This window comes from Oleiphilus sp. HI0125 (genome assembly GCF_001635355.1).
Genome location: NZ_LWGF01001199.1, coordinates 52550 through 63956, shown reverse-complemented (window position 1 = coordinate 63956; position 11407 = coordinate 52550). Strand labels below are relative to the sequence as shown.

General features: G+C 44.5%; 12 protein-coding genes. 3 read left to right on the top strand and 9 right to left on the bottom strand.

Annotated elements, in window-relative coordinates:
* The first annotated feature begins 126 nt into the window (after nt 1-126).
* A complete protein-coding gene (gene ppnN / locus A3762_RS20975; protein ID WP_068476003.1) occupies nt 127-1500 on the top strand; it encodes a nucleotide 5'-monophosphate nucleosidase PpnN in 1374 nt (457 codons plus the stop codon).
* Nucleotides 1501-1585: 85 nt separating this feature from the next.
* On the opposite strand, the gene A3762_RS20970 is transcribed toward ppnN, so the two are convergent.
* Together A3762_RS20970 and A3762_RS20965 are read right to left on the bottom strand one after the other, a co-directional pair.
* Entirely contained in the window at nt 1586-1900 is a 315-nt protein-coding gene (locus A3762_RS20970) for a c-type cytochrome (RefSeq protein WP_068476004.1), read from the bottom strand.
* A 136-nt stretch (nt 1901-2036) separates the two neighbouring features.
* On the bottom strand, nt 2037-2525 hold the full coding sequence (locus A3762_RS20965) for a GNAT family N-acetyltransferase (RefSeq protein ID WP_231878807.1): 489 nt from the start codon (nt 2523-2525) through the stop codon (nt 2037-2039).
* A 169-nt stretch (nt 2526-2694) separates the two neighbouring features.
* Here A3762_RS20965 and A3762_RS20960 point away from each other — a divergent pair, with 169 nt between their 5' ends.
* A complete protein-coding gene (locus tag A3762_RS20960) occupies nt 2695-3699 on the top strand; it encodes a putative solute-binding protein (protein ID WP_068476005.1) in 1005 nt (334 codons plus the stop codon).
* A gap of 577 nt (nt 3700-4276) precedes the next feature.
* Here A3762_RS20960 and A3762_RS20955 read toward each other — a convergent pair.
* The 6 genes from A3762_RS20955 to A3762_RS20930 all read right to left on the bottom strand — a co-directional run bounded on the left by A3762_RS20955 (nt 4277) and on the right by A3762_RS20930 (nt 8588).
* On the bottom strand, nt 4277-4780 hold the full coding sequence (locus A3762_RS20955) for a GNAT family N-acetyltransferase (RefSeq protein ID WP_068757471.1): 504 nt from the start codon (nt 4778-4780) through the stop codon (nt 4277-4279).
* A gap of 10 nt (nt 4781-4790) precedes the next feature.
* Nucleotides 4791-5213: a copper chaperone PCu(A)C gene (locus A3762_RS20950; RefSeq protein WP_068501638.1), complete on the bottom strand. Its 423-nt coding sequence runs from the start codon at nt 5211-5213 to the stop codon at nt 4791-4793.
* A 23-nt stretch (nt 5214-5236) separates the two neighbouring features.
* Nucleotides 5237-6337, bottom strand: coding sequence for a ferrochelatase (hemH, locus tag A3762_RS20945; RefSeq protein ID WP_068501639.1), 1101 nt, complete (start codon nt 6335-6337; stop codon nt 5237-5239).
* Entirely contained in the window at nt 6337-7101 is a 765-nt protein-coding gene (locus tag A3762_RS20940) for an ElyC/SanA/YdcF family protein (protein WP_068757469.1), read from the bottom strand. Before A3762_RS20940 ends, hemH begins: the two co-directional genes overlap by 1 nt.
* Before the next feature lie 2 nt (nt 7102-7103).
* Nucleotides 7104-7835 (bottom strand): DUF2914 domain-containing protein, encoded by a 732-nt coding sequence (locus tag A3762_RS20935; protein ID WP_068757465.1) that lies wholly within the window; start codon nt 7833-7835, stop codon nt 7104-7106.
* Nucleotides 7836-7901: 66 nt separating this feature from the next.
* A complete protein-coding gene (locus A3762_RS20930) occupies nt 7902-8588 on the bottom strand; it encodes an ankyrin repeat domain-containing protein (protein WP_068501646.1) in 687 nt (228 codons plus the stop codon).
* Nucleotides 8589-8687: 99 nt separating this feature from the next.
* On the opposite strand from A3762_RS20930, the gene A3762_RS20925 reads away from it, so the two are divergent.
* Entirely contained in the window at nt 8688-10907 is a 2220-nt protein-coding gene (locus A3762_RS20925; protein WP_068757461.1) for an ATP-dependent helicase, read from the top strand.
* Nucleotides 10908-10923: 16 nt separating this feature from the next.
* Here the strand turns inward: A3762_RS20925 and A3762_RS20920 are convergent, their stop codons facing one another.
* Nucleotides 10924-11316 (bottom strand): acyl-CoA thioesterase, encoded by a 393-nt coding sequence (locus tag A3762_RS20920; protein ID WP_068757457.1) that lies wholly within the window; start codon nt 11314-11316, stop codon nt 10924-10926.
* Nucleotides 11317-11407: the final 91 nt, after the last annotated feature.

Here is an 11407-nt window from a genome sequence, read left to right as displayed (position 1 = left end):
CAAAATTTCTAGGCGCGGTATTCTATATGAAAACAACGCCAAAGTAGCAGCAATTTACAGTTCTTCACTGTCGTCAACACTATACTTACAGTGAAAGCCGAAAACTTACGTCGAAGGAGAGTGCGTATGAACAACAACGGTATTAATGCTCGCGTCACACCTAAAGGCAATATGGACATATTGTCTCGACACGAAGTGAATCTCCTGCGCAACAAGAAAAACGAACAACTACAAGAGCTGTTTCGTCGTTGCGCACTCGCTGTGTTGAACTGTGGATCCTTAAGTGATGATGGTGAAAGTCTCTTAGAAAAATACAAAGACTTCGAAATTAACGTCATTCAACAACCTCGAGGCATAAAACTCGATATTAAGAACGCGCCTGAAAGCGCCTTCGTTGATGGCTATATGATTCAAGGTATCAATAATCACTTGTTCTCAGTGGTGAGAGACATCATTTACACAGACAGTGTCATGATGAAAAACACGAGCTTGAACCTTAAGTCTTCAGAGCAAGTTACGAACTTTATTTTCCATTTATTACGTAATGCAAACCTGCTTAAAACAAACTGTGAGACAGATATTGTTGTGTGCTGGGGTGGTCACTCAATCAAACGTAACGAATACGAATACACGAAAGAAGTTGGCTATCAGCTTGGTTTACGTGCATTGAATATCTGTACCGGCTGTGGCCCAGGTGCGATGAAAGGCCCGATGAAAGGTGCTGCGGTAGGTCATGCAAAGCAACGCCATGCACTGGGACGATATATCGGTGTCACGGAGCCAGGCATTATTGCAGCAGAGTCTCCAAACCCAATTGTAAACGAGCTAACGATACTGCCCGACATCGAAAAGCGACTTGAGGCGTTTGTACGCCTAGGACACGGAATTATTGTCTTTCCTGGTGGCGTCGGCACTGCTGAAGAGATTCTGTATATTCTCGGTGTATTGATGCACCCAAAAAACAAGGCGATGCCCTACCCCTTGGTGCTAACTGGCCCCGAATCAAGTCGGGATTATTTTGAAATGATCGATACCTTCATCGGACAAACACTTGGTACAGAAGCGCAAGTGCTCTATAAAATCATTATTGATGATCCAGAATCTGTCGCCAAATATATGAAATCAAATCTCGAAAAAGTCAAAACATATCGTCGCAAACGCCGCGATGCGTATTACTACAACTGGCTACTGAAGATTGATCCTATATTTCAAAAGCCTTTTGAGCCGACACATGCATTGATGGCTAACCTTGACCTCCATAAAGATCAAGAGCCTCATCAGCTCGCCGCCAATCTACGCTGTGCTTTTTCAGGAATCGTTGCAGGTAATGTCAAAGCGCAAGGCTTAGCCGAAATCAAAAAACACGGGCCCTTTCAAATAGCAGGTGATCCAGAGATTATGTTATCGATGGATAAGATGTTACGCGCTTTTGTTGATCAAGGAAGAATGAAGCTGCCCGGTAGTACGTATAAGCCTTGTTATCGTATTGTGAACAAATGAATGCTAGTTGTTAAATAGCTTTGGCAAGAGCATTAAAAAAGCCGAACGATGTTCGGCTTTTTTAATCATTAAGCGTTGAACGCTTTTATTTCAATGTGCTGAAGTATTCAGCAAGGTTCTGCATATCCGCATCAGTAAGAGCAGCCGCCTGTGCTTGCATGATTGCCGCCATTCCACCATTGCGCTGTTTTGCTTTGTAAGCCTTCAAAGAAGAGACCAAATACTCTTTATTCTGACCTGCCAAATTAGGGTAAGTTTTGATCGTTGCAATACCATTTGCACCATGACAAGCAGCACACACAGCTGACTTTGCTTTACCTGCAGCGGCATCACCGGCCATCGCAAAACTAGAACCTAAAGTAACACTCACAATCCCAGCCATTAGTACTTTCTTTAACATATTCTTCTCCTAACAATGTGTACTACTTCTAATCAGATAAGGTTAGTGTAGCAGAGTACCTTGAAATACAAAGTGTCTCGGCTTTAGCTAAATCAAGTCTGTTCTCAAAACCTTATCTTGTCACTTAATCTTGCAATCACTTATATATAACTAGTGCATCCACGAACCCGAGCTTTTGATGATCAAATGCTTTGTGTAATCGGCCCACCGTTTCGAACCCTAACTTAGTCCATAGATGGACCGCTGAACTATTCGAAGAAACAACCAAATTAAACTGCATTGCCTTATAGCCAAGCGTTACAGCAATGGACTGCGAATGTAAACATAGTTGGCTAGCAATCCCTCCCCCCCGATACGAAGGCGATACCATATAACCACAATTGCTAACATGCGCGCCCAAGCTCGCTTGATTCAGTTTAATGTAATACGTAGCGACCACTTCGCCAGATTGCTCTGCAACATAGGTAAATTGAGGCATGACCATCCACTGCTGAAACCCCTCTTCTTTGCTGATATCAGGAGAATAAGGATAACTATCGCCAGCACGAACAATGTCGCTAAAAAATGGCCAGATACGATCCCAATCAGCCAGCTGTGCTTCACGAATATTCAGGGATAACGCCATATATATTGTTCCCTCTCTTGTACGATCACTCACCCTTTAATTAGGGGGACTTGCATGAAACCTATTCAATTAACCGGATAGAACTCTCATTTTCCGAATAGAACATTTCTCTAAATCATACTTTACGTTAGCATTCGATTTAATAAGAAAAACTTTGAGACTTGTCAGTATGTTACGTCTTCTTTCAGTAGTTTTAACAGGCTTACTTTTAGCCAAAACAGCACATGCAAATGCACTTCAGCCGCTCACTATGTGCGTCTTCGACTTTGTTGGCCATGATGGCCCCATCCACAAAGAAATGAAGGAATACAAAATCGATGCCGTGCGTTGGGGTGTTGATTTGTCTTTTAAGGTATATACCGATGATCGTGTCGCCTCAGAAGAGTTTAAAAATGGCGTATGCGATATGCTCAACTTACCTGGCATACGGGCACGCGAGTACAACTCATTTACAGGCAGTATTAATGCCGTTGGCGCATTGCCAACCTACGACCATCTGGCCATCGTCATCAAATCTTTAAGCAGTCCTGGTGCTGCGAAAATTATGCGCAGCGGCGAATATGAGATCATCGGTATTGCGCCGATCGGTGCGATCTTCTTATTCGTTAATGACAAGAGTATTCAGAACCCAGAAGATATGGCTGGCAAGCGTGTCACCGTGCTCGATAATGCGCCTGAAACTGAATATTTAGCGACACGTATCGGCATGACGCCAGTATCATCAAGTATTGCTAACGCGCTCCAAAAATTTAATAACAAAGCGGTCGATATTACCGGCGCACCAGGCTTAGCTTACGAGCCTATGGAAATGTACAAAGGCCTTGAGCCAGGCGGTGGTGTTATCAAATGGCCAAGCTTGCAGATCACCATGCAGCTAATTGTTCGTTGGGAAAAAGTACCTGAAGGTTTTGCGCAAAAATCTCGTGAACTGATGGCGAGCAAATATAAAGATCAAATTCGTAAAATCGTTGATAGCGAACTAACAATCCCTGAGAAATACTGGATTGAAATTAGCGAAAAAACCGAAGACAACTGGAGTGAGCTGTTCCGCGAAAGCCGCATCGCCCTGCGTGAGCAGGGAGTCTATAACGGCAAAGCTTTAACCTTGTTCCGTAAGGTTCGCTGTAAGATTGATCCTCAACTAGCGGAATGTACTTCGAAGGATAGAGAGTAGAATCTTTTTATTCTTTGACACTTTCTAGTTTCAACACATTTTTTCTATTTCGGTTTTCGTCCAAAAGGACGAGTTAAGGGAGTGCGCTGACACTCCCTTAACAATGACTCAGGCCACCTTCTCTTGCTTCGCAATTCACCTTGTCCAAGTCAGCGTCTACTTCCTAGCCCTTCGGGTTCATTCGCTGCTCAACAATAAACAGCGCCTGCGGAACTCGCCTTCGGCTCAAACAGTCCTCGGCATAAAGCCGTTTATTCTCTGAGCAACTCATCTAGTCAGAAGGGGTAGTGGGTGCAAAGAATAAAACTTATCGGAATGGCTAATTCCCCATCTCGAGGGACGAAAGCTCGCCGGCGAAAATCGGAATAACGCGAGGACTGTTCGAAATCCGCATCGCGGATAAGTTCCGCAGCGCCGATTTACGCAAGAGTTTGAGTGTAGCCGAAGGCCCCGAAAATTGGGGCGCATTTAGATCCTTAAGACCTTTGGCGTCAAAGGTCTTAAGGGGTTTTCGGCCGCCGCCGACAGGAACAGAAGTCTAGAAACAAGAAAGCTTCAAAGAATCAAAAAACTAAAATCAAAACACGCGCTGCCAATACCCAACATCAATCCATTGTCCGAACTTTCGCCCAACTTGTTCAAGGTGTGCGACTTTCTTCATGCCAAATTTTTCATGTAAGGCTTCGCTCGCTTCATTCGGCAAAGCAACCACCGCCATCACTGCATGCACATCAAGTTGACTCAAACGCTCAAACAAAGCCTGATACAACATTGAACCTACGCCTTTATGATGAAGATTGGCATCGAGATATACGCTAACTTCTTTGGAATAACGATACGCAGAGCGCTCACGCCAAGGCGCAGAATAGGCATATCCAAGACCCTGACCATCTTGCTCCGCGACTAACCATGGTAAGCCAAGTTCTTGTACTTGACTAATTCTTGTCAGAATCTGATTAGCGTCAAGAGGCTCTTCTTCAAAGGTGACGACCGTATGCTTAATATAATAGTTATAGATATCCGCGATGCGTTCAGCATCAAAAGCTTGAACATCACGGATTAAATAAGAGGAGTTAGACACCGTCTAATTATTAAGGCTTGCGAACAACAAATGGCACGGTGACTGAGCCGCTTTCTTTAAACTCTAAGACTAGCTCTACTTCATCGCCTTCCGCCAAGGCCTGCTGTAGGCCCATTAACATGATATGCATACCATGCGGTTTTAATTCGCTAGTTTCGCCTTCAGACAAAGACATAGACGCAACGGGACGCATACTCATAACGCCATCACTCATCATGCTCTCGTGAATTTCTGCTTTGTTAGCAATAGCCGATGATACTGCGATGAGCTCATCAGCATGCGAAACGTTGATCTTCGCATATGCCGCCGTCACCGTGGCATTTGGTGGCATCAAACGAACCCACGCGTCTTCTACTTTAGGCTGCGCTAATGTTTGACCAACTAGTCCCATACACATAAAGACCGCTAGAAAAGCTGTTATTACTTGTCGCATTTATATCTTCCTTTCTCTGATTTTTATTTATTTTTTTGATTGTACTTATGGCTTGAATATCGCTGTTCTCGCTCGACGTTCTCTACGCTTTCGCTTAACCCATCAAACCAAGCACCAGCCTCTTCATTAATGAAACCAATCAAGGCTTCAATATGCTCTGATCTAGAATTTAATGCCGGAATATATTCGAAGCGTTCGCCTCCAGCTTCCATAAAGTATTCCTTATTTTCTCCGGCAATTTCTTCGAGTGTTTCTAAGCAATCCGATGAAAAACCAGGACACACGACTTGTACTGATTTTACCCCTTCATTTGGAAGAGATTTCATGGTCGCATCAAGATAAGGCTTCAACCACTCAGCTTTGCCAAAACGCGATTGAAAACAGGTTAAATATTCGTCTTGATTCAATCCAAGCTGTTCGGCAAGTAAGCGGACAGTGACATGGCATTGGCAGTGATAAGGGTCTCCAGAATGGAGAAAGTGTTGAGGTACACCATGAAAAGAAAATACGAGTTTGTCGCAGCGACCATGCTCAGCCCAGTGCTGTTGGATGCTTTGGGCCAAGGCATTGATGTAGGCTGGATTCGTATGATAACTGCTAATAAATCGAAAACTGGGTAACCAACGACGTTGCGTAAAATCTGCTGCGAGATCATCAAAAACAGAGGCCGTAGTGCTTCCTGAATACTGCGGATATAAAGGCAACACAACTAGCTTGCGGCAACTCTCCGCCATCATTTGATCAAGCGTATTCGATACTGAGGGCTCACCATAACGCATTGCGAGCTCAACCATCACATTGTTGCCATACTCGGCACGCAACTTCTCACGAATGGCTTGTGTTTGCGCCAAAGAATGGAGCATCAAAGGTGAACCATCCTCAGTCCATACTTCTTTATACGCTTCAGCAGATTTGCTAGGCCTAACACGTAAAATGATGCCATGTAGGATCAGCATCCATATCAGTTTTGGAATCTCAACAACACGAGGATCCGATAAAAATTGAGCCAGATATTTACGTAGCGCTTTAGCCGTTGGAGCCTCAGGCGTACCCAGATTCACCAATAAAACGCCCACTTTATCTGCACTACGGTGTGAAAAATTCTTTTCACCTTTGAACGCCATTACACCGCCTCTTTTAGTGTTTTGTTAAGCCAAGCCCAAGACATCCCTAAATATTCATGCCACGCTGCTTGAACAATTGCCAAGTTGTTTGCTGTCGGAATCCAATCACGCCAAACCAAAGGTCGATCACCTTTTGCTTCTATGTTGGCTGGCGCAGCAATAGGTCGCATACCTAAGCTTTCAAACAACGCCATCGCACGGGGCATATGCATTGCTGAAGTCACCAATGCAAAAGGCTGCATACCAATTATATTTCGCCAAGCAAGCGCTTCCTCATACGTATCTTTAGCATTGGCTTGCAATAAAATGCGATCTGCATCAACGCCTAATAACTGCGCCGTATTTGCCGCGACTTGCGCATGACTTTGCGTATCAAACCCCGCATAGCCAGACACCAACAAGGTAGCTTTTGGTTGCAGCTTCACAATCTCAACACCGGTTAGCAAACGAGCCAAAGATGTACGATTCAATTGATGCAGAGACGCGACACGCATATCAGTCGTATGACCACCACCAAGCACCACAACGTACGGCACATCTTGCCCATCAAACGGGCTATATCGGTACTCAAGCGGCTGAGCAATAAGATGAGCGATAGGTTTGATCGAACAAAGATATAACGCTACGAGTGCCAAACACATTAGGCTCTTAGCCCAAGAGTGCTTGCCTTTCCAGCTACATAGCAAAGCAAGCAAACCAAGCGACAGCACGACCGAAACCGGCATTAATAAGCCACCGATTAGCTTCTTAAGTGTAAACAGCACGTTTAGCGAATGACTTTGAAATTCGCCAGTGCGTAGACCTCTCCCTGAGCATCGCTCACACGTACCGACCAATCACCCGTCATATACTTATCAATAAACTTACTGGAATAACTTAATTGCTCGTCAGCATTGATCGGTATACGCACCCTTGCCTGACGCTTCTCATTCAAAAACCACTCGTGAAAAAGAGTTGTACCTTGAATGTTTAGCATTTCAGTATGAAGAACGACCTTAATCAGATTCTCACCATCCATACTCACTTCATAGCCAAGCAGATCAATAGGATGTCGATTCTCATCAACACCTCGCGCTAAACTCGCCGAAATGATCGCAGGATTTAATGTAGAGATTGCCGATACGGGCGCTTGCACCGCAGTTTGCGTTAATGAAGCTGCTCGCTGAGTTAATGCCACTGGCGTAGGGTCTACTTCAGCCTCAACATCGCTCTTTAATTCGAGCGCTGCCACAACCGCTTCTTCGCTTGGCGCTTGTGTGTTCTCCATAATAGTTGTCTCTTGTGCAGCCGCAATCTTGCGCTGCTCAATTACACTCACAACGGTGGGAGTATCATTCAGTGGCTCAAAGACAAGGTAAAGCGCCGAAAAAGCGACCGCAAACACGACGCCAAAGATCAAGCCAATTCGCCCCCAAAGGACCTGAGTCTCTTCGTATTCAGAGTAATCCTCTTTCTGAGAAGGCATTGGGCCAACAGAGATTTTTTGATGGCGTGACATAATGAAGAATCCGTTGTGAGTTGTACTTAAAATTATCTTGCGAAGTTTACTTAATGCACGTACTTGTCACAATCGTGCGCCCGCCTGAACCAACATTAAGTCTAACTCATGGAGTTGCTGTTCTCGAGCAATACTTAGGCTGCTCTCCCCCATGTTAGACACGTAATTCACATCAGCCCCTGCTTCAATAACTGGCTTCACCAATAACATGCTGTTTTGTTCTACCAAGTGCATCAGTAGTGACTTCCCTTCGAACACTATGTCTACGTCAGCGCCTGCATTAATCAAGACATTAGCGGTTGTAAGATGCCCATTCATCGCCGCTTCTGTTAGTGCTGTGCGACCAGAGGCATCCGCATAGTCTAATGCCATACCGGAGCGAATAAACGCCACGACTAAATCATTCAATCCTAAACGACTAACAAGCATGAGCACACTTTCTTGTCCGGGCTGCATGGCCCAATTAGGCTGCGCTCCGGCACGTAATAAAATCTGAACCATGCGTGTTTGCTTTGCGCTGATCGCGTATCTCAGAGGTGTGTGCCCCTCAAACTCTGCATTCACAGAGTCTCCCGCCAAAATACGTTCCTTCATAGCGACTTCATCGCCTGAGGAAATCGCTGTCATCAAACCTGAGGGCTCTTTAATCGACTGCGTTGATGTATTGATTTGGAAATCGTTTGGAACCGCATTTTTTGAGGCACATCCGCCTACCCAGATCAGTAAACTTAATAGTATGATTGCACGCATCATCCGCTGACACTTATATCCTGTTAGTAAAGTTCATAGTTTGTTGACTCTGATACCAAAACTCAAGTAATCCGACATACCGCGTAACACGATAAGCACTGCATGCCCGAGATATCTCTAACACCTGAACAACGCATTATTGTCGATGCTCCCGTTGCGCATTATGTGATTCGTGCTGTTGCCGGTAGCGGAAAAACCACAACACTTGCACATCGAATCAATAAATTACTTGCTGATGGCTACGACCCACGACGCTTACTTGTGCTTATGTTCAATAAAAGCGCGCAACTCGATTTTCAGAAAAAGCTGCAATCAGTGCGAGGTGAAGGCCAAAGTATTCCAGAAGTACGCACGTTTCATGCGATGGGGTTTCGCTTATACAAACGCTTTATTGAGATCGGTGTCTTAGCTCCATATCAAGGCAATATTCTGAGTGAGCGCGAAATTCAATTTCACTTACTACAACTCGTTCCGCAGGTTCTTAGCCCCGAACAACAAAATGAGTTCAAGCGTTATAAAAAAGAATATCTTGATGTTGCAGCAAGCTTTATTGATCAATGTAAAAGCCAGCTTGATGACCCTCATAGTTTTTTCAAACACTCCGGTTTAGAGAATAAATTTGGTTTTTTACCGAGCCTGTTTGAACGCTTTGAGCAATGGCGTAATGACCATTCGCGCATTAGCTATGCTGATATGCTTTACACGCCAGTCAAAACCATTATCGCCAAACCTGAACTTCGAGATTTAGTCTCGAATAAAATGGACGTGATTCTTGTTGACGAATATCAAGACACCAATGATATTCAACATACCTTGTTAAGCTTGATTGCAGGCGAACGAGCAAAAGTCACCATCGTTGGCGACCCCGACCAAACGATATATGAGTTCCGTGGAGCAAAACCGCAATACATGCTGTCCGGTTTTGCCGAAGAATATAAACATTGCGAATCGCTCAAGCTCAGCACGAGTTTCCGTTATGGTCATCAAGTCGCTCTACTCGCCAATCAATTAATTGCGCATAGCCCTTATCACGACGACGCATTGTGTATTCCTGCTAAGAGTAATCCTCACACTGCGGTCGAGCTATGCGAAACACAAAATGAACTTATCAGCCTCGTGACACGATTAGCGAAACATGATGCATCGCAACGGAATCAAACCGCAATTTTGGTTCGATATTGGAGTCAAACAGCAAATTTAGAATTAGCACTATTGCGCGCTAATTTACCTTACGTATTAAATGGGTTCCGCGGAATTTTTGGTTCGGATGAGATGTATGCCATCCGCAGTTTGCTTGAACTTGCCGATGGCAGCTTTGCTCAAATGCCACCAACTATGCGAGAGCAAGCATTCATTCAGTTAGCCCGGTTCCCTCATGTGGGCATTAATGAACGTCAAATTCAGCTTTTCATGCATCAACTTGCTCAGCACTCTAGCCGTTGGGGACACCATGTACTGAATATGATTCCAAGCGACTTAAGCCGCTTCCAAAAGCTCAAATTGGAGCGCTTCGCTAAAGGCTTATCTGCTCTTGAGAACAATACAAACCCTCCAAGACAGCTGTTCAAACAATACATACAAGAAACGAAGCTTTTTGATGAGCTAAAAACGAGTGGCCTAAGCCAAGACGCTAGTGACGAGCAAGTTAGGACGGTCAAAAACCTGATGGCCTTTATGGCAGAAAGCCGTACAGAAAACGCAAACGCCTTGTTAAATGAGCTCGCAGCGCTCGAAGAAAGAACACAAATCCAGCATGCTCAAGGTATACACATTACAAGTATGCATCGCGCTAAAGGGCTGGAATGGGAGCATGTAGTTTTGCCTGGGCTTTCTGAAACGACCTTTTTCAGTTCAAGTGGCAGAAAAGAGATTGGCCCCCAAGATATCGCTAGTGAGCGACGCTTGATTTATGTCGCCATGACTAGAGCAAAGCAATCACTTCTCATGCTATGTCCTAAATCAGACAGCAAAGACGGTCTACGCTTTTTACATGAAATGCAAAGTGAGTCGGCACTGCACATTGCGAGATCTATCGAGCGACAACAAAACACTGCACAACTTAAAACGCTCGCAAGCAAGACCTTGCAAAGATACGCTGATACTTTTTCAATTATGCTTACCATGCCTAGCAAGGCTGAGCGCCCAACCTTGAGTAACTTCGATCAAGCAATTTGGCAAGCAGACATCATTGAACATAAATCAATGGGAAGAGGCCGAGTCGTTCAAGAAAAAGGAGAAACGTTCACGGTACAATTTGATGACAATGAACGGCGCGTTTTCTCAAAACGCTACGCAGATAAGATGTTCGCGCTCACCGACTAAACACAAGAACTTTCCGTCATAGTAACTGACGAATTGATCCTTGGTTATCTATAGCAACAGAAGTAAATCGACCTTCTGTGACTTTGATATTCACATTGCTGACACTCTGCTGCACGAACACTTCAACCGAGATCACCATCGAACTGCGCCCAGTATCATCAAGTCTCGCATAAATACTTACCGCATCTCCCACATTGATTGGCGATTGAAATTTAATTTGATCCACAGCAACGGTTGAGCAACGACCATTAGATAACTTTGTTGCAAACAAGGTGGCTGCCGCATCCATTTGATCTAATAACCAGCCGGCGTAGATGTCTCCATGAATATTTGTATTCGCCGGTGTCGCGAGCACCTTCAACATTAACTCGCTGTCCGCCGCTGGCCCTATCCCATCGAAAAGCGTCATGATTTTTACTTCCTGAATAACAATTATTATTTACGATAGCTTCTTCAAATCAATCTTCCACTTATCCCCATTATTCGAGAAGACTATTTTT